General features: G+C 64.6%; 18 protein-coding genes. 13 read left to right on the top strand and 5 right to left on the bottom strand.

Features of this window, described 5'->3' with window-relative positions:
• Positions 1–135: 135 nt before the first annotated feature.
• Positions 136–1,416: a helix-turn-helix domain-containing protein gene (locus ABT313_RS13815; RefSeq protein ID WP_502883976.1), complete on the bottom strand. Its 1,281-nt coding sequence runs from the start codon at positions 1,414–1,416 to the stop codon at positions 136–138.
• A gap of 297 nt (positions 1,417–1,713) precedes the next feature.
• Between ABT313_RS13815 and ABT313_RS13825 the strand changes: the two genes are divergently transcribed.
• From ABT313_RS13825 to ABT313_RS13870, 10 genes are all read left to right on the top strand, one after another.
• Positions 1,714–1,914 carry a hypothetical protein gene (locus ABT313_RS13825; protein WP_350852190.1) on the top strand — a complete coding sequence of 67 codons (201 nt, stop codon included), beginning with the start codon at positions 1,714–1,716 and terminating at the stop codon, positions 1,912–1,914.
• An 82-nt stretch (positions 1,915–1,996) separates the two neighbouring features.
• Entirely contained in the window at positions 1,997–2,323 is a 327-nt protein-coding gene (locus tag ABT313_RS13830; protein ID WP_350852193.1) for a hypothetical protein, read from the top strand.
• A 224-nt stretch (positions 2,324–2,547) separates the two neighbouring features.
• A complete protein-coding gene (locus ABT313_RS13835; RefSeq protein ID WP_350852196.1) occupies positions 2,548–2,808 on the top strand; it encodes a hypothetical protein in 261 nt (86 codons plus the stop codon).
• Positions 2,809–2,822: 14 nt separating this feature from the next.
• Positions 2,823–3,662, top strand: coding sequence for a DddA-like double-stranded DNA deaminase toxin (locus ABT313_RS13840; RefSeq protein WP_350852199.1), 840 nt, complete (start codon positions 2,823–2,825; stop codon positions 3,660–3,662).
• Positions 3,663–3,677: 15 nt separating this feature from the next.
• Positions 3,678–4,130, top strand: coding sequence for an Imm1 family immunity protein (locus ABT313_RS13845; protein ID WP_350852201.1), 453 nt, complete (start codon positions 3,678–3,680; stop codon positions 4,128–4,130).
• A gap of 144 nt (positions 4,131–4,274) precedes the next feature.
• Positions 4,275–4,511, top strand: a complete 237-nt coding sequence (locus tag ABT313_RS13850) for a hypothetical protein (RefSeq protein ID WP_350852203.1) — start codon at positions 4,275–4,277, stop codon at positions 4,509–4,511.
• Entirely contained in the window at positions 4,492–5,004 is a 513-nt protein-coding gene (locus tag ABT313_RS13855) for a DUF6879 family protein (RefSeq protein WP_350852206.1), read from the top strand. The genes ABT313_RS13850 and ABT313_RS13855 overlap by 20 nt, the downstream gene beginning before the upstream one ends.
• 4 nt (positions 5,005–5,008) lie before the next feature.
• Positions 5,009–5,866, top strand: coding sequence for a helix-turn-helix domain-containing protein (locus ABT313_RS13860; protein ID WP_350852209.1), 858 nt, complete (start codon positions 5,009–5,011; stop codon positions 5,864–5,866).
• Positions 5,867–5,947: 81 nt separating this feature from the next.
• The gene (locus ABT313_RS13865; protein WP_350852212.1) at positions 5,948–6,424 is read left to right on the top strand and encodes a hypothetical protein; all 477 of its coding nucleotides are present in this window, start codon (positions 5,948–5,950) and stop codon (positions 6,422–6,424) included.
• Positions 6,425–6,837: 413 nt separating this feature from the next.
• Positions 6,838–7,413 carry an HD domain-containing protein gene (locus tag ABT313_RS13870; protein WP_350852215.1) on the top strand — a complete coding sequence of 192 codons (576 nt, stop codon included), beginning with the start codon at positions 6,838–6,840 and terminating at the stop codon, positions 7,411–7,413.
• 309 nt (positions 7,414–7,722) lie between these two features.
• Here the strand turns inward: ABT313_RS13870 and ABT313_RS13875 are convergent, their stop codons facing one another.
• The 4 genes from ABT313_RS13875 to ABT313_RS13890 form a co-directional block, all read right to left on the bottom strand.
• Complete coding sequence (locus ABT313_RS13875; RefSeq protein WP_350852218.1) at positions 7,723–8,613, bottom strand: Rossmann-fold NAD(P)-binding domain-containing protein; 891 nt, start codon at positions 8,611–8,613, stop codon at positions 7,723–7,725.
• Positions 8,614–8,839: 226 nt separating this feature from the next.
• Positions 8,840–9,013 carry a hypothetical protein gene (locus tag ABT313_RS13880; RefSeq protein ID WP_350852221.1) on the bottom strand — a complete coding sequence of 58 codons (174 nt, stop codon included), beginning with the start codon at positions 9,011–9,013 and terminating at the stop codon, positions 8,840–8,842.
• A gap of 595 nt (positions 9,014–9,608) precedes the next feature.
• The gene (locus ABT313_RS13885) at positions 9,609–10,466 is read right to left on the bottom strand and encodes a hypothetical protein (protein WP_350852224.1); all 858 of its coding nucleotides are present in this window, start codon (positions 10,464–10,466) and stop codon (positions 9,609–9,611) included.
• Positions 10,467–10,513: 47 nt separating this feature from the next.
• Positions 10,514–11,464: a DUF262 domain-containing protein gene (locus tag ABT313_RS13890; protein ID WP_350852226.1), complete on the bottom strand. Its 951-nt coding sequence runs from the start codon at positions 11,462–11,464 to the stop codon at positions 10,514–10,516.
• Between the two features lie 240 nt (positions 11,465–11,704).
• Between ABT313_RS13890 and ABT313_RS13895 the strand changes: the two genes are divergently transcribed.
• From ABT313_RS13895 to ABT313_RS13905, 3 genes are all read left to right on the top strand, one after another.
• The gene (locus ABT313_RS13895) at positions 11,705–12,892 is read left to right on the top strand and encodes a TRAFAC clade GTPase domain-containing protein (protein WP_350852229.1); all 1,188 of its coding nucleotides are present in this window, start codon (positions 11,705–11,707) and stop codon (positions 12,890–12,892) included.
• A 1,006-nt stretch (positions 12,893–13,898) separates the two neighbouring features.
• Positions 13,899–17,525, top strand: a complete 3,627-nt coding sequence (gene mobF, locus ABT313_RS13900; protein WP_350852231.1) for a MobF family relaxase — start codon at positions 13,899–13,901, stop codon at positions 17,523–17,525.
• Between the two features lie 374 nt (positions 17,526–17,899).
• Positions 17,900–18,178, top strand: a complete 279-nt coding sequence (locus ABT313_RS13905) for a hypothetical protein (RefSeq protein ID WP_350852234.1) — start codon at positions 17,900–17,902, stop codon at positions 18,176–18,178.
• Positions 18,179–18,742: the final 564 nt, after the last annotated feature.

An 18,742-nucleotide genomic window follows, 5' to 3' on the forward strand; every position in this document is an offset into this window, starting at 1 on the left:
GCCGCGGCTTCTTCTTGCCCATGGACTCCATGATGAACATCCTCCCGGAGCACAAGCTCCTGATCTCGGATGTCCGTCAAAACGGGGCAGGCCCATGTTCGTTCGACAACAGCGTTGCTCCTTTGGACGGGGGTCTTACAGCGGCGAGCGCTCGACGGACAGGCGTGCCGAAATGTCCTCGCTCAAGCGCAACAGATGGGCATCGTGGCGGTGGCTGGAGAGTTCCTGGTTGAGGCCGGCGAGTTTGCGAGCGATGACGCCAGAACCAGACTGCTCTGTCAGATCCATGGCGGCGGTTGCGTAGCTCACCGTCTGCTCGACATCTCGGCGCATCACTCCTACGTTTGCCAGGTCCACGAGCACACTACCGCGCCGCCGCAACGACACCGACGTACTCAGTGCTGCTTGCAAGGACCTCTCCGCCAGGTCCGGTTTGCCGAGGAGGGTGTAGCAGGTGCCGCGTTGCTCAGGTAGCCGCGAGCCGTCGAAGCGCAGCCATCCTCCGGTCTGACTCTCGCTACCCAATCCTCTGACTTGTTCGGCCCGTTCCAGTGCTCGCTCGCAGGCACTCAGATCACCCAGTCCGGCGGCGACCTCGGCCTGTACGGCACTTACCCAATGGCGTGTGGAGAGGGCGCTATCGCCTTTAGCGGCCAGCTCGGCCGCCGAGGCCAACATCGGGACCGTGTCCGCGAACTGTTGTTCGTAAACGCTGATGAAGGCGTGCCGAGTCAAGGCACAGGCCCACATGTCGCGGGCACCCGCCTCGCGGGCAGCCTGTGCAGCCAGCGTGTAGCAGTGGGCTGCCGAGGTGTACTGGTCGTTGTCGAAGAAGACCTCGCCGGCCAGCTGGAATAGGTCACAAGTCAGCTCGCAGAGGGCTTGGCGCGTAGCTGCTCGGTGTGTCCGTTTCAGCCGGTCGACCAACTGAGCGAGTTGTTGCGTCACCAGTGGATACACGGCCTGCTTGGCAGTTGCCATCGCGAAGATCCGCCACAGCTGCTGGTTGAAGTTCGCCAGCTCAGAAACCGAGCCGACGTCCAGGGGCCCGCCGGCTGGGAACTCACTCCGGTCGCCGACCAACTCAGCTCCCGCAATAACGGTGCCCGCCAGGCTGAGGAGTCGCAGCAAGCCTCGGCGCGGCAAGTCGGTCTCGGCCAGGCTTCCAGGCATGACCATCTCAGCAGCTGGCCGCGATCCTGATGGTCCACTGTCGCCTAAGACGGCGTTGAGCTCCGCGCTTGAGACGCCCAGAGCCGCCGCGAGCCGCGGGCGGGCGAATGGCACTGGCACGGTACCGCCAGACTCCCAGCGCGCGACCGTCGAGCGGTCCACGCCGAGATGCTCGGCCAAGCGCTCCTGGCTGTACCCAGCAGCGCGTCGCCACTCAGCCAATCGAGTTCGCTTGCCTGCCACCGTCGTTTCTCCATCTCCCCAGCGGTTGCCGAGAGGCTGCCGCGACCGAGCGGCGCTCGTCAAGGATGCGCCAGAGATGCCACAAACGTGCGCTGTCGTGTACCCAGCGTAAGCGATGCAATAGGTCTAGGCCGGACTGGTGGTGTCGCTGGACCTTCCGCCCGCCCCGGCAGGTTGCCGCCCCTCATCCCGAGTAGGAGTTGGAAGCGCCATGACCGGTACATGGGTCCTCACGCTCGTCGCAGTTGTGCTGTACGGGTTCATGATCCGAGACATCTCGGAGGAGGTGCGTGGCAAGTGACTGCCCTCGTCGACGACCCACGCCTGCCCGACCGCCGTGTCCGGGTCTGGTTTGGTGAGCACGTCATCGCGGATTACACCGCCGAGCCGACGACTGCCATCCAGTACCAAGCCGCGATGACTCGACGCTTCGCCAGTCTTCGCATCACCATCGAGCCGGTGACCGTGTCGGCGGATGAAGATGCTGCTCACACATGAGCGGCCAGCACCGGCGCGGCCGATGGTCCCGACTTTGGGTGCGTCTGGTCGCGAAGTTCAGCCGGTGGGTGGACGAGGAGCAGTGACCGACTACACCCGACCCTTGTTGCTTGGCTATGCCCGACGTGACCTGTATCTGTCGGACCGACACGTCGACGATCTGAAGCGTGAACTCGAAGTGTTCGCGCAGCTCGAAGGCTTTGCCATGGGCTCGGTCTACGTCGAAGACCCCGACACCGCTCCGGCTGCGTTCGATGCGCTGGTCGCCTCGGTCAACCGCTACCAGATCGCGACGGTAGTCCTGCCAAGTCTGCGACACCTGGCGCTGCTCGGACACCCGGCAGAGGTACATGTGCAGTTCGAGCGCGTCACAGGGGCTCGCATCATGCCGCACGAGGTCGCCCCATGAACCGGCGGGATCGGTGGGGAGTCCTCCAGCTCAGCCCCTCACGTGCAGAAGATCGCTGCACACCCACCGATCCCGCCACTTGCGGTTCTTGTCCGAGTCCGCCTCTCCCCTGTGGACGGCTCGGCCAAGGACCTCCATTACCGGCTGGCGCGGGACGCGGAGGCGAGTCCGTCCTGCGCCAGCCGTTCCACCATCCCCACGACACCTCGGAGTGAGGCTCACCTATGTCCCAAGTCGAACAGATGAAGATGCAGCTGCACGGTCTGGCTGACCAGTCGCGGCAAGGCGCCGCCAGCTTGGCCGGGTTCAAGCAACGCTTCGAGCAGTCCAGCCAGCACGTGCACGCCCTGATTCGCGGTACGGCGACGCGGGCCGACCAGGACATCGCGATCATGCTCGACGCTGCAGCGAAGTCAGTCGACCAAGCCGTGCAATCGCTGCAGATCGCAGAAGCCGGCTGCCGCAGCTACGCCGACCAGATCTAGCCGGCCGCGGCCGCATGCCCTCCGAGCTGCAGCGGGTCGCCGAACAGCTGCTCGGCTGTCTCAACGAGTCCGCGCGGGCGGTGAGCTACCTGCACGATCGAGCTCGAAAGAGCCGCGAGGCGGCAGCATGGATCGGCGGCACGAGCAACAACCCGAGCGCCCGCATGGCCGCCATGCAGCTCGACCAGGCAGCGAGGCGATGCGAAGAAGCCGCCCACTACCTGTCGCAGGCTGACTCCCGGGCGAGGGCGTGGGTAGAGCAAATGGTCAGTGGCATCCGGACGACCGAGCCGAGCGGTGGGCCAGCAGGTCGTCGATCGCCCAGCCCAGCTGATGGCACCCCACGATCGGATCGACAGAAAGAAGGCAAGCAAGACCGCGAAGCGAGCACAACGGACAAGCTCACCGGAGTCGGCGACGAGACGATCCCGCGAGCCCCTTCCCGACCGTCGTCCAGCGAACCCGACAGGTTCGAACCCGTTGCCCGCGGCATCCTCGAGCGAGTGCCTGTCAGGAAGTTAGGTGACAAGACGCATGGCAAATGGATCAACGCTGCTGACGAGGAAGAGGATCTCGTGAGCGGCTATGACAACGACAGCGCCGACGTCAAGCGGTTCATGGAGGAGCACAACATCAGGATCGCACCGGGTCCGGACACCCTGGGGTCGCACGTCGAGGTCAAGTTCGCCATGCGGATGCGTCGTGACGGCCTGACAGACGAGACCATCATGATCAACAACAGACCCTGCCCCGGCCCGTACGGTTGTCATCGGAACCTGTGGAAGTTCCTCCCTGATGGGGCACGACTGACGGTGTACGGCCCGGACGGATTCAAACGCACCTATCCCGAGTAGAGAGACCAACGAAAGATGAGCTACAGCATCGAGGCCTACTACCGGCACGAACACGACGATCAGCCCCTCTTGATCCGTACTGACTCCGACGTCGAACAACTCGTTGACGAGTTGCTCGGCGAGACGTTCGATCACACGATGGCCGCTCTCTATCTCGCAGAACGGCCGCAGACAGACCAGGGCTATCCGGACCATGACTTCCGGGTCGGCGTCAACGCCGAACGCAAGCTCGGCGGCCTGAAGTTCGCCGGCACGGTCGACGGAGCCGAGGGCGTCTGGTACGCCGTCGGCCAGACCTCGCCGCACGACCGAGTCTTCTACGAGTACGCAGGCCATCCGGAAGACTTCGCGCTCGACTCCGAGGTTTCACTCGACGTACTGCGAGCGGCCGTCAAGGACTTCCTTCACAGCGGCGGCCAGCGACCCACAGGCGTTGAGTGGCGGCCGTGGCCCGAGAACGTCGGCTGAGTTCGATCTCGTAACCCCAGATCTGGCAAGTACCTTGCGCGGACTTGCGAGGTACACGCCAAGACGCTTGGCCACGGGCGGAGGACCGCTCGATGATTTGGCCGAGCACTACCCACAACGCAGTACCCAATCCGGGAGGTCATCGTGGCACTACAGTTCTACGGCAAGGATCCCGACTGCCCAGGCAACAACTGTCCTGCGGTTTTCCGCGACGAGGAGACTGGAGACGTGTACTTCCAGGGTGAGACGGTCGTCGATCCCGCACTGCTGGCCAGGCTGTCCGAGAACTGCGGGATCTCGGACTCAGAGTCTGTGGTGAAGCTGCCCGCCAGGATGGCGGAGATGATTGTGGAGGCGTGCCGTGCCGGAGCCGTCGTTTGATCAACTGCTCGCGAGCAGCAAGCAAATCGTGCTGAAGCTGGAACTCCACGACCAGTACATGCTCGACGATCCCGCATTCGCAGCATGGAGGGTGGGCGACCTAGACCAGGCGGTCCGCGAGTACGCGGGCTGGACGGAGATCGCCAGCTCGGCAACGGCGCGTGGTGTCACGTTGAAGCGCGTCCGGGTCGTCAGTGAACCGGTATCGGAGTACATCGCGTTCGAACATGCCCTGACCTCGCGAGTCAACGTGGTTGCCGGCGAGGCGATTCGCTGGGTACCTCGCGCGCGGGTGTCGGCGATCGCCCTGCCTGGCAACGACGTCTGGATCTTCGACGAGGCAACTCTGCAGTTCGGCCTCTTCGCCGGAGATGGGCGATTCGTCGGCAACGAGGTCAGCACGGATCCAGACGCAGTGAAGCTATGTCTCTCGGCGTTCGAGGCCGCCTGGGAGCTTGGGATCGACCACGAGCAGTACTCCGTTACGCTGTAGCGGGATGTCTGCTTCGCAATCCTCGAGTGCCCAAAGCGCCCGTCAGGCGCTCGCTGACCGGCTGCGGGATATCAGGCTTGACGCGGGACTGTCCGCGCGAGCCCTGGCCACCGCGGCCGGTTGGCATGAGGCCAAGACGTCGAAGATTGAGCACGGCAAACAGCAGCCCTCAGAGGCTGATCTCCGTACCTGGTGCGCAGTCTGCTCGGCGTCCGAACTGCTGCCGGAGCTCATCGCCGAGCTACGGTCCGTCGACTCGATGTGGCTGGACTGGCGACGCGCCGAACGAACCGGACTCCACCACCTCAACGCCTCCGTCCGCGACCTGTACGAACGCACCAGGCAGTACCGCTCCTACTGCCAGACCATGGTGCCCGGTCTCCTGCAGACCGCGGACTACACCACCGCCGTACTCACGTCGATCCGGGACCGCCGACGCGTCACGATCGACGACATCGACGCGACGGTAGCGGAACGCATGGACCGCCGACACATCCTCACCCAGCGCGGGCACACCTTCGCCTTCGTCCTCGAAGAGTCCGCTTTGCGCTACCAACTCGGCGGTCCGGCAGTGCTGGCACAACAACTGCGCCATCTGCTCGACGTCATGATGCTCGCATCCGTGAGCCTCGGTGTGATCCCCGCAGACGTGGACAGATCGTCACGGTGGCCGGTCGAAGACTTCTACATCTTCGACAACGTTCAGGCCAACGTGGAATTGGTGTCGGGCTTCCTCACGATCACTCACCCGCGGGAGATCGCCATGTACGCCGAAACCTTCACGGCACTCAGCAAGCTCGCCGTGTACGGATCAAGCGCTCGCGCCCTGATCAAAGCCTCGCTCGCGGATCTACCTACCTGACATCCTTTCCCCCTCAGGCGACGCGAGCAAGTTCGAGCAAGTTCATCGAGGCCATCAAGACCCGGCTCATACAGTCAGAGCGTGACCATCGGGAACAGATCTCGGGCTGGCAGGACCAGCCAGTACGACGTCGGGACCGTACAGCCCGCGGATTGCCTGCCGGACGGAGAGCACGGCCGACGAGTTCACACCGCAGGCAACTGCTACTCGCTGACCTGCAACTGCAGGCGCGATGACCGCAAGCAAGTCGCCAGGAGATCACCCGCATACGCCTACCTGTGCCTGCCTCTCCTCATCTGCCAACCTGAGGTCACACGCAGCAAAGAGCGCCTGGCAAGCTATGCAGCCGACGCCGGCCTCGAGCTCGCCGCGGTCTTCGTCGAGGAGGACTGGCTGTGCCTGTCGGCGTTCGAACGCCTTTTCCAAGCAACGATCCGCGACAAGGTTGAGGTTATCCTCCTGCCGAGCATGCTGCATTTCACGGTGCTCGGCTCACCACGCTCGATCAAGTCGTCTTTCGAAGCGGTCACTGGGGCACGCGTCGTCACGATTCCCTGACGTTCCGGCCCGGTACGACGGTCGTGGAATCAGGAGCGACGTCGGCCGGCGCCGTTCCGCCTCGGCTTGATCGGCCGACGCCGGCGACCACGCGAATCGAGCCGATCCTGAACGGCGCCGAGTTCGCGCTGCAGGCGCCGTACCGTCGACTCAAACCTGATCAGGAGTGCGGCTAGCGAACCACCTGCTCGAACATCTGACAGATCATGTGAATGCTCCGCTGAATATCCACTGCCTCTGGCAGCAGGAGCTCGCACGTCCAGAGGTTGGAGGACGACTGGGAATTCCGGGAACGAACCGGCCGACGAGTCGAAGCATCCGTCGGCGACAATCCCCCTGTCGGCAGCACCCTAGAGTTGAACAACCTGCGGTGCGCTGTGCAGTTGGCCAACCGATGACGAAACGGAGCAATCGTGACCGATGAGGCTACCGACCGGGACGCAACAGGAGTCGCCGCCTTCGCCTACGAGATGGGCGTGCTCAAGCGGCTCCGTCGGGCCGGATGGTGGCACGTCGGCGTCCGAGACCCCGAGTCCGTCGCAGAGCACAGCCTGCGCGTTGCCCAGCTCGCGGCGCTGATCGCCAGCGAGGAGGGCGGCGATCCGGCGCGGGCGGCGTACCTAGGGATGTGGCACGACTCCCAGGAGACCCGCATCGGCGACGTCCCGCACAGCGCCAAGCCGTACATGGATGTCGCGAGCAACGAACGCATCACCGAAGACCAGGTTGCCGTCCTCCCCGAGGCGGCAGCCAAGAGTATCCGTGAAGCCGTCACCGAGTACGAGGCCGCCGAGACGATCGAGGCCCGCTGCGCGAAAGACGCCGATCGGCTCGAGTGCCTCATGCAGGCCGTCGAATACGGCGAAGCCGGCTACAAGCGCGTCACCGGCTGGATCGAGTCATCCCGCGCCCGAATCCAGACCGACTTTGGCCGACGCCTCGCCGAAGCAGCTCTTCAAACCTCACCACTCGCCTGGCGCGACCGCTGACGCCCCCCAAGTCCTCGGCCCGTAGCGCAAACCTGAAAGCGGGCCGAGGTCGAATCGAGCAACTGTCTGGTCGGCTCACAAGCCGCGATTGACCTGATTCCGAAGAAACTGTGGACTTGAGCAATCAGATCGAGGACTTCAACTCCGAGGCGGTCTGGCGACTGGCGCTACCGAACGCTTGACGACTGGGCCTCATCCCAAGCGGTGAGGAGTTCAGCTTCCCATTCGGGGCGCATCCCAAGCTGGCCTTGCCGTGGGTGGTCGATGAGCCCGTCGCGGTGGAGCGCCTCTCTGAAGTCGTACAGAGTGTCACGCAGTGGTCTGCAGACGAATTCCCGCTTCGGCGGCGCGCCGGCCATCCACTTGCCAGGTACCTTCGGGGATTCGCCATAGCGGGATCTCCGTCCACTGTCGGACGCCCTGTTCATCCAGCCATCTGGGATCCACCCATGCCGGTTGGGCACGGTTTCCGGTCAGTGCCAGGCAGACGTCGATCAGGGCGCCGTACGTCGAGTGGCCGACCGGAGCGACGAGGTTGAAGACACCGTCCCGTTTCGCCTCAAGGGAATTGAGGAGGAACGTTGACACGTCGCGTACGTCGACTGGCTGAATGGGCTGCGCAGGTGGCGCAGGGAGTAGCCATCGACCGCCGCGTGCAGCTCTTGTCAGCAGCTTGAGTCCGCGGCCGACGTACTCACCTGGCCCCAGGATGACTCCGGGCCGCACTACCAAGCTGCGCATGTCTCCGTCCGTCGCAGCTGTCTCGCAGCCCGCCTTCAGCGTGCCGTACTGGCCGCCTATCGAGAGGGCGGCTAGCTCGGGGGAGTCTTCGGTGTAGGTCAGCGACGATGGCCAGGGCGCCGAATCCTCGCTGACAGGGACAGCAGGCCAATCGAGATAGGCACTCACGGTCGAGATGAGCACGTACTGCTCAATCTGCTTGCCGAGCGCCTCCGTCACCCGAGTGACGTCGATCGGTTCAAACGCGCTGGTGTCGATGAGCGCGTCCCATGGGCCAGACTCGGCCAGGCGCTGGAGGTCTACGTCGTTTCGACGATCGCCGAGAACGTGTGTCGCGCCAACTGGCGGCTGCCCATTCTTGCCACGGGAGAAAGCCGTGACCTCCCACCCCCGAGCCAAGGCATCGACGATCAGCGTTCGCCCCAGGAACCAGCTGCCACCGAGGATAAGAAGTCGCATGAGGCAATCTTGCCCTCCGACCGCGTGCCGGGATGACCGACGGAGTTGCGTTCCTCGCCACTCTCGCCCGGCCCAAGCTCCGCGGGTCGACGTGCGTCGCTCGCCATGAAACGACAGCCTCGATCCGAGCACCTTGCTTGCCAGACACGCGAGAGCCGCAAAAGACACGGGCAGGCCACTACCTACGTCCGAGATATTCGAGGCGGGCTGCAGAACCCGCTGCCGCCTAACGACGCTTTCCACCCTCGAAGCTGCCCGGAACGGTGTGGTCCATCGCGTCGACCCTGGCAGGTGCGGGCTTCCTGCTCCTCCCGCGGTCCTTCTTCTTGTCCTTGCCGGCTTCCAGGGGCTCGTATTTGCACTTGACGCATCTGCCGAGTTCGTTGTCGAACGAGAGCACAGACTTCTGCTTGTTGCAGATCGGGCACGTCCGAGTTCGTGCCGGTCCGCGGACCTTCGCCTTGCGGCCGAAGCCCTGCGCGCAGCGAGGGCGTTCCGGAGCACTGACACCTCTCGCCTGGGACAGCAGATACGCCTCGCACGAAGAGTGTGTGGCCAGATACTCCTGAGCCTCAGCAAGTTGCTCGGGCGTAGGTGGATTGTCCGCTGGTTCTACAGCGTCGCCGCTCGCGGCCTCAACGAGTGCTCGCATACGACGAAGCTTGCGTCGGTGTGCGGGTAGCAAGCGGTAGGCGGTGGTCATGCCGATCAACCTTCCTCGATTCAGACGAGCATCGCCAGACTGCCTGGTCCGACAATCAGATGTATCTTGCCGAGTCGCTATTCTCGGATGATCTTCTTCGACTCCAGGCGGTCCAGCAGACGACCGATGGCGACGTACGCTGCTCTGCCCAGTTCGTCGGGGACGCCGGCTGCATACGGTTGCCTGGTGCTAAGCACATGGCAGCGATGCCTGGTCGCGGTTCGCCAGCTAACGGGCAGGCACCTGTCCTTCCGCGCCTGGCGGCGGATTGGCGAGTGGGTCTTGCCGTGCGCTAGAGGACTTCGCTGACGCTCGGCTCCTCACCCGCCTCATCTTCGGGATCTTCTGGCTCGGACTCGAAGGCCTGCGATGTCTCAGTTCCGCCTTCGACTGCACGGGCGCCGATGTCGTGTGCGACTGCCTTGCCCATCACTCCTTCAATTAGGGCGCACAGCGCCGCCCGGCGGGCGACGAAAAAGTCGACGAACCTGTCTTCACGCAGAGCCGCCACCTCGACTTGATGCGCGGCGATGATGGCGTCGAGCTCCGCTGCCGGTATCCTTACCTGGCTCTCGAGGCTCTTCAGGTAGACCGAGGGCGCGTGTCCGCTGAGCTTGATGTTGGTCTTCTTCGCCAACGGCGTCTTGTTGACGATGCTCTCGCGGAGCTCGTCGTCGATGCCATTCTTGAAGCACCACGCTTTCGGGAAGATGTGATGGATGTCGACCTGCATGTCGAGGAAGTGCGCCTTGTCGAACGGCTGGTTCACCAGCCAGTCCACCGTGCCCTGTGCCATCAGCAGAGCGTAAACGCCCTTGTAGGCCGCGGAGTTGCGGGTACGCATCGAGTGCAGGCGGGATTCGACGAAGCTTGCATCCTCGATGGTCTTCGGGCGCTGCATCCTGTCGTCGTGCGACCGTGCCCAGGCTGGTACCTGCTCGAGATCGCGGGCGAATCGACTCTCGATCGCGGCGCCGTACAACTCGCCGAGCACGCCGCACCAGTACCACTGACGAAGAGCCTTGTGAACACCATGTACGTCGGCATCGTCGCCGAGAACGACCTTGATCGTCGCCAAGGGAACGATCTGCTTCGGATACGGAACATCCGCAGCGGTGTGGATGTGCTGCGAGTCAAGGAACCCGGCCACCCACTTGAGCGCCTCGCGGACCTTCGGCGCCCAGGTCAGGTAGTCGGTCAGCTCGAGCCGGAGGATGTCCTCCTTCTTGGCAGTCGTCGCTGTCGGTCCGTGGTACGACGCAAGCAGGCCAACGGCCTGCAGGAAGTCTGTGTTTCCAGGCCAGCCAGTACTGGATAGGCCGACATGATCTGCTGGGTATCGCGCCAGTCGTCATTGAGCCTGAAGTCCACGCCGTGCGTGTCGTAGTAAGCCTTGTCGCCGGCGAAGGTCGCCGTCAGCAACTCGAAGACGTTCAGCGCGAGCCCACCAGTGTTGACCTTCTCGAAGACGGTCGCGACCGCGGACTTGCTGGTCGACGTGTCGAGCTCGATCGCCGGGATGTTGTAGGTCGATGCCGGGCCGACCACGTTCGCGTGGAACTCCGCACCGGTCCCATCCTGAAGCGCGAACAGCCAAGTGACTGTCTCCGCACCGCCGAACAGCAACCGCAGCGGGAAGTACCCGTGCTCGCGTTCCTTGTCCTCATCAGACAGATCAAGGTCGATGTCTCTGCCGAAGTTGCTCCGGACGACGCCGTCGCCCGGCACCGAGATGATCGCGTCATCAAGTCTGTCTTCGCCCGCAAGGGCGGTCTTAATGTGGACGTAGTAGCGACGGCTCAGCTTCTTGCCCCGGCTGTCCTCGGTCTCGACCACGCCGGTGCCGGTGAGTGCCTGCGTCAGCGACGTCAGCCGTTGCTGACCGTCGAGCAGCAGCCAGTCGGGCTCGGTCTCCTCGCCGAGCGTGACGCCTTCGACTGGGCGCGGTTTGAACCTGATCTGATCGTTGCCCGTCTTCAGCAGCATCACGACGCCGAGCGGGTGGCCACGCAGTATCGTCACGAGTAGCTGACGAATACGCTCGTCCTCCCACTTGTACCCACGCTGGAAGTCCGGCAGCTGAATCTTCCCAGTCGTGGTCCACTTCAGGAAGTCACTCAACTCGTACAGTGGCGTCTGGAACCCCATCAGGCATAACCCCCATGACACGAAGCAGCGGCCGCTTGTCGTTCAAGCTCATCACCGCGCGCCTCCCGGCGCTCGATGCCTCTATATCGCCCGTGTGCACGCAGCGTTACAGCCTCCAGGCCGACCGGATGGTCGTGACGTTGTCCCGGGAGCGACGATCTCCACGCGAGGCCGGTGGAATAGCGGGCAGCGATCCCTTCATTTCCGGGTGTGGCAGACGGGGTGAGGTACGTTCGCGCCATGGCGAAATATCCCAGGATCCGTGAGCAGCACATCGCGGTTTTCGGAGAGGGCGGCTCCGGGAAGACGGTGCTGGTTTCCTCGTTCTTCGGGCCGACGCAGGAGGGTTCGTATTCGAACGAACTGTGGGACCTCGTCGCCGACGACACCGGGCAGGGCAACCGCCTCTACCGGAACTTCCTTGGCATGAGAGACCGCGCGAGAGCGCCGCTGACTACCCGCTTCGCGGCCACGACCTACTATTTCTCGGTCAAGCTCAAGGGCGGAGACAATACTGCGGCGAAGAAGCGGCCCTTCGACGCGCTGCGACTCGCATGGCACGACTACCCGGGGGAATGGTTCGAGGAGTCGCCGAGCAGCGAGGAAGAGGCCAATCGCCGCATCGACACATTCCGGTCACTGCTACGCTCCGATGTCGCGTTCTTGCTGGTGGATGGCCAGAAGTTGCTGGACCACGCGGGCGAGGAGGAGCGGTACCTCAAGTCCCTCTTGACGAACTTCCGCCAGGGTGTATTGCGACTCAAGGACGACCTGCTGGGCGATGGGGCCCCTTTGGTCGAGTTCCCCCGCATCTGGATGATGGCACTCTCAAAGGCGGATCTCTTCCCGGACTGGGATGTCTACACATTCCGCGACCTCGTGATCGAGAAGGCCGCCGATCACATCGACGATCTGCGCTCGACGCTTCGAGACCTCGTGGACACGCCTGACGCGCTCTCACTGGGTGAGGATTTCATGCTGCTCTCCTCGGCCAAGTTCGAACTCTCGGAAGTTGGCTCGGAGCCGGTGGAGATCGATGTGACCCAACGGGTCGGGCTGGACCTCATCCTGCCGGTGGCCTCCATGCTTCCCCTGGAACGCCGAGTTCAGTGGAACGAGCGGATGGAGATCCCAAGGAGGGTGCTGGACACGGTGGCGGACGGCGCCGACACCCTGGCTGCGGTTCTGGTGGGCGGGAAGGCCTTTGGCGTCGACAAGTTGGCGGCGAAGTTGCCGAAGGTTGGCCCGTACAGCAAGTTGGTGTTTCCTGCCCTGGCTGCGGCCGCCAAGCTGGCAGGGTCGCAACTCAGAGATCTCAATGCCCAGGCCAGGAAGGACCATGACTTCCTGACCGCGACGCTCACGCAGTTCAAGCTGGACCTGGAGCAAGGCATCAAGGACAAATTGCTCATCAGGAGCCTCAAGTGAGCACTCAGGACCTACCCGGGAGTCTCATCTGGGCCACTCGCGGGCGCTCCTGGGGGTTCCGGTTTCTGCTCGACGGGGGGTGGGCTGACCCTCTTCTGGACTATGAGCGCAGCTTCGCGGGTCTCGAGGGCGAGCCGACGACGTGCCGCCAGGCCCACGGGAAGGTAGCCCTGCGCTTTGCCGATCCTTTGGGGCGGAAAGATGCGGCCGGTCGGGTCATCCCACATGAGTTCGTCGTGTCTGGATACCTGGCCGACGGGATCGAGTCGGTCGAAGACGGCCTGCACCGAATCTGGCCGCTCGTTGCAGAGGCTTATGCCAGAGTCTGGGATGCCGAGATTCCCCCTTCGGCTGCGGACCTCGGCTTCACCACCCAAGGCCGTTGGCCCCCCGACACCACACGGCGTGCTGACAGCGACAGCGGGCGATAAGCCCCCACCCGTCCTAGCAGGACGCCTCCCGGACGGCGTCAACCAGCGTGGGTCGGTGCGGCTTTGACCGTGCGCACCACCCGCGCTGGCCTTCGCCAGCCAGTCGGTGAGCTTGCTCGTTGAAGTCCGCCGTCGATGCGAGCCTCCGGCCCGATTCGCTTCGAGCCAAGCCACTTCACGGAGGTCGAACGGAGCGCACCGGCCCGAGGCGTCAGGGGCCGCATTGTGCGGGTAAGACTTGGGCTGCGCGTTCACCCAACCCAACAATGCCATCGCGGTCGGGAGCATCGGGTGTCCCACCACATACCGATCACGGCACCGCCGGCGGCGCTCGCAGAACCTCGTACACCGCGAAGATTCGATGGATCTTTGCGAAACGCTGCGCGTCTGTACCGGCGCTCAGGTGAGGCTCGGTGAGTGAGCGCCTGCGAACCGGTCGGCGAAGGACCGCCTCAATCCCGGCACACCTCTTGCATGCTCGGGGCGACCCCGCGAGAGCCGTCTCGATCAGACCTGTGAGCGCTCAGCCGTTGAGCTGACATGAGCGACCTGGCGAATCTGCGCAACAGCCCCGTATGGGGCAGGCAACTGTGCTGAGTATCCACCGGATGAACGCCGGCGAGGGCTATCTGTACCTGCTTCGGCATGTCGCTGCTGGCGATGTCGATCGGCGGATGGCGACGCCGTTGACGGCGTACTACACCGCGTCGGGATACCCACATGGCCGTTGGATGGGCCACGGCCTTAGTGGCCTGGCCGATGGCGAGTTGGTCCCGGGGAGCGAGGTGACCGAGGCGCAGATGGCTGCACTGTTCGGGCGCGCGGAAGATCCGCTGACCGGCCGGACGCTCGGCGAGCCGTACCGGGTTTTCAAGAGTCCGGAGGAGCGGATCCGGGACCAAATCCGTGACCTGGACCCGGCCCTGACGGACCCCGAACGTGAGCACGCGGTGGCGCGGATCCGCCGGGAGGAAACGCGGAAGAAGTCGCGGCAGGCGGTCGCTGGGTTCGATCTCACGTTCTCTCCGGTGAAGTCGGTTTCGGCGCTGTGGGCGACTGCCGATGTGGGTATCCAGGAGCAGATCGTCGCTGCCCATCACGAAGCTGTCGCCGACGTGTTGTCGCTGATCGAGCAGCATGCGGCGTTCACCAGGAGCGGCGATGGCGGCATCGCTCAGCTGGATACTCGCGGGGTGATCGCGGCGGCGTTCGATCACTGGGACAGTCGCAGCGGCGACCCGCAACTGCACACTCACGTGGTGGTCGCGAACCGCGTGCAGGGCCCGGACGGCACCTGGCGGACCCTGGATGGGCGCGTGCTGTACCGGGCCGCGGTGGCGATGTCAGAGATCCACAACGTGCTTCTGGCCGACCATCTCACCCGCCGTCTCGGGGTGAATTGGGAGCTTCGCGAACGCGGTTCCCGGCGAAATCCGGCGTTCGAAATCAACGTGATTCCCGACGAACTGATCCGCGAGTTCTCCGCCAGAACCGCACAGATCGAGGCCAACCTCAACGCACTTCTCGACGACCGCGGCGACCAAATCCGGCCACCCGACCGCCGCGAAATGTACGCCCTACGGCAGCACGCAACCCTCATGAACCGCCCTGCCAAACACCACGCCCGACCCCTCGCCGTGCTCATGGAGCAGTGGCGCAAACGCGCCGATCAAGCGATCGGACATGACGCCGTCGCCGCCATCCAACGACCGCTCAACGCGGCCGGCGAGCGTCCCCTGGCAGCCGCAGACCTGAGCGCGGAAACGCTCGACGCGTACGGAGCCGCGACCGTCCTGACACTGCAAACCAAACGCGCGACCTGGACTCGCTGGAACCTCCTCGCCGAAGCAGCACGCCAAACCCGGCTCCTCCGTTTCGCCTCCACCAACGACCGGTTCGCCGCGCTGCAGACGATCCTCGAACGCGCCGAGCAGCGCTCGATCACCCTCACCGCACCCGACCTGGTCACTACCCCTGTCACCCGCGCCAGCGGCGAAGACGTGTTCACCATCCACAACGGCCAGATCTACACCTCACCCGTGATCCTCGGCGCCGAAGCAGTCCTGCTCGACCTCGCCCGCGACACCACCGGACCCACCATCGACCCAGCCACCATCCACACCGCCGGCCTCAGCCCTGACAAAGCCGCCGCACTCGTGCGAATCGCAGCCAGCGGACAGACGCTCGAGGCCCTGATCGGACCCGCCGGCACCGGCAAAACCAGCCTACTCTCCGCACTCACCGCCAACTGGGAAGCCAGGTACGGCGACGGGTCGATCATCGCCCTCGCGCCATCGTCAGCCGCCTCAACCATCCTGTCCGACGCCCTCGGCACCTCCACCGAGAACATCGCGAAATGGATCTACGAGTCCGCCGGCCTCGGCGCCGAACAACGCCGCGACCAGATCCAGCAGACGTCATACGCCGTACACCTGGCAGACCGGTCGCGCCGTCGACGGCGCCAGCAACGGCTTGCTGCACAGCTTGCCGCGCTACACGCCGAACACGACCGCTGGAGCTTCCACAAGAATCAGCTCGTCATCGTCGACGAAGCCTCCATGGCCGGCACCATGGAACTCGCCACAATCGCCCGCGCCGCCAACACCGCCGGCGCCAAACTCCTCCTCGTCGGAGACGACGCCCAACTCTCCGCAGCCGACACAGGAGGCGCCTTCCGCCTCATCGCCAAAGACACCGAAGCCGCCGAACTCACCGACGTCTGGCGCTTCACCAACCCCTGGGAACGCGACGCCAGCCTCGCCCTACGCCGCGGCGGACTCGACGCCATCGACGCATACGACAACCACCATCGGCTGACCGCGGGCTCATCAGAGGCGATGGAAGACGCCGCCTACAAAGCCTGGCTCACCGACACCCACCACGGCAAAGCCAGCCTGCTCATCGCCGCCGACAACACCACCGTCGCACGCCTCAACGCCCGCGCGCGCCTCGACCGCATCACCACCGGCGAAGTCGAACCCGACGGCATCGAACTCCACAACGGCAACCACGTCGGCCTAGGCGACCACATCGTCACGCGCCTCAACAACCGCCGCCTCCCCTACGGCCACCGCCAATTCGTCAAGAACGGCGACCACTGGACCGTCATCCACCGCTGGCCTGACGGCTCCCTCACCGTCCAAAACCACAACCGCGACACCGTCACCCTCCCCAGCAGTTACGTCCAGGAATCCGTCGAACTCGCCTACGCCACCACCGCCCACCGCGCCCAAGGCGCCACCGTAGACACCGCCCACATACTCGTCACCGACCAGCTCACCCGGGCCTTGATGTACGTCGGCATGACCCGCGGCCGCGACGCCAACAACGCCTACATCGCCACCCACCAAACCAGCTCGGACCTCCACGAACCCCACGCTGAACAGACCATGCAAGACGTCCTCGAAGACGTCCTCAACGACCCTGGCGTCGAGCAATCCGCCCACGAAGTCATGCGTCAAGAACTCGACAACGCCACCCGCCTCGACCGGCTCATCCCCATCCACGAACACCTCTGCCAACTCGACGCCAAGAACCGCTACCTGCCCGCGATCGCCGCCTCCGGCCTCGACCCATCCGACCAAGCCGCACTCCAAGCCTCCCCCGCCTACGGCCCACTCATCGCCGAACTCCGCCGCGCCGAAAACGCCGGCCTCGACATCACAGACGTACTCCACCGCGCCGTCGGCCAGTCACCACTCACAACTGCCAACGACCTCGCCGCCGTCATCCACCACAGAGTCCACCGCCTGACCGCCCGATCACTACACAAGACCGGCCACCACCCCGCACAGATCCTCGGCCTCATGACGCCAGCCACCCACGTCAGCGACCCCACACTCATCGCGCCGCTGCGCGAACTCGAATCCCAAATCATCGAACGTGCCAACAGGCTCGGCGACGACCTACTCACCAATCCACCCGCCTGGTACGGCGAATTGCGTCGTACAGCAAGCACTGCACCGCACCACCGACTCCGCGAACTCGCCCGCGACATAGCCGCCTACAGGGAGTGCTACCAGATCCAGGGCGATTCGATCCTCGGAGACGCGCCACCAGCCAGCGCCAGCGAGCAAAGCCGCCAGCGCTCCCGACTCATCAAGGTGCTGGCCGGCTTTTCATCGCAGACTCCCGAACAATTGACACACGAGGCAGGCGTCGTGGATGTGCCAACGCAGTCCGTCTCACCGCGGCCAGACTGACATCGCCACGGCCGGCTCAGGGCGCAGGTAACAACCGCACGAGCGCGCCCGCTCTTGCATGCGGCGAGCCTTCGACGCACAGCTCGCATTGCCACGTGGAGATCGGAAGCGGACAGCGCGAGCAACATACCGAGCGCTCACACTGGTACCGGGCACGCGCGCGGCCGCGTACGGTGTCCAGCGTGGCGACTGCTCCCGGGCATGGCGACGGCGATCCTGCCGACCTCGCCGACGCTCGTGACAAAGCCTGCCGGGGTACAGCTCGCGAGGTCGTGGCACAGGCGATGGCCCAAGTTGGGTGGGTGTCTGGCCGTACGCCGATCCTGCATCATGTAAGCCGGGGTCGGCTCGGCCGGGCGCGATGGTATCCCGGTGTGGCAGACAGCGTGGGCACACCGTGGCGTGATACCCCGTCATACGGACGGGCGGGATGGCGCGAACGTGCGGCATACCTCGGCGGCGATGAGATCTTCGCCGTTGACTACGGCGTCTGCGACCACTGCGCGATTGGCTGGGTCGAAGAAGCCGCTACCGCCGACGGATACACCCGCCCCGGGCTGGCAACCGCTGGACTGGCCGCGATCCGCGCGAGCCACCCGGGAATCACCTGGCACACCGCGGGCTGCCATCTGAAGGGCTTGGAGTCGTTCTGAGTCGCCGTCGGCCGCGATGTACCCGGCAGCTACACACACCAGCAATGCTGCATCAACTTGCACAGACCAGACCGCAGCTCCGCAGCCCGTCTCTTGTCGGTGACAAGCAGACTCGGTTCGAGCCGAGGGCGCTCCCGCAGCGTAGCCGCCAATCCTTGTCGTCACCCGAGACCTTTCGCGTCCACATGATGTCGAACCGCGCGGGACATCCCGGGACACGATCAATCGGATCCTCTCGGTCAACGGCTGTGTTCGATGGCGACCTGCACGCTACCAAATGCGCCAAGGTTGCAGCTGGCAGTGCCGGAGGGACTGTTGACCGGAGACCTCACCAGCGCGCTCAAGGCGTCTATGCCGCGACCAGCGTTCGTCATCCGTAGCGATCTGGCGATATTCAGGCTGGCGTCCTGAAGGCTCGCGGTCTGGCAGGCTGAGGTCATGGAGCGGAGCTCGGTCGAGCAGGACGACCTGCGGGGCGGATCTCGAGGTAAGAGCCGCGCTTCGCGGTACTGCTGCACTCGGGTTCAGAGACGCAGATCTGTATGTCAGCTGACGTGGTCTCTC

The sequence above is a fragment of the Kribbella sp. NPDC000426 genome, assembly GCF_040300265.1.
In the GTDB taxonomy this organism is placed as follows: Bacteria; Actinomycetota; Actinomycetes; order Propionibacteriales; family Kribbellaceae; genus Kribbella.

Bases quoted from the DNA above. Each gene is read 5' to 3' on its own strand.
- ABT313_RS13860 (WP_350852209.1), top strand. From the start codon at position 5,009: ATGTCTGCTTCGCAATCCTCGAGTGCCCAAAGCGCCCGTCAGGCGCTC.
- ABT313_RS13890 (WP_350852226.1), bottom strand. From the start codon at position 11,464: ATGGGGTTCCAGACGCCACTGTACGAGTTGAGTGACTTCCTGAAGTGG.
- mobF (WP_350852231.1), top strand. From the start codon at position 13,899: ATGGGGCAGGCAACTGTGCTGAGTATCCACCGGATGAACGCCGGCGAG.
- ABT313_RS13840 (WP_350852199.1), top strand. From the start codon at position 2,823: ATGCCCTCCGAGCTGCAGCGGGTCGCCGAACAGCTGCTCGGCTGTCTC.
- ABT313_RS13895 (WP_350852229.1), top strand. From the start codon at position 11,705: ATGGCGAAATATCCCAGGATCCGTGAGCAGCACATCGCGGTTTTCGGA.
- ABT313_RS13845 (WP_350852201.1), top strand. From the start codon at position 3,678: ATGAGCTACAGCATCGAGGCCTACTACCGGCACGAACACGACGATCAG.
- ABT313_RS13875 (WP_350852218.1), bottom strand. From the start codon at position 8,613: ATGCGACTTCTTATCCTCGGTGGCAGCTGGTTCCTGGGGCGAACGCTG.
- ABT313_RS13835 (WP_350852196.1), top strand. From the start codon at position 2,548: ATGTCCCAAGTCGAACAGATGAAGATGCAGCTGCACGGTCTGGCTGAC.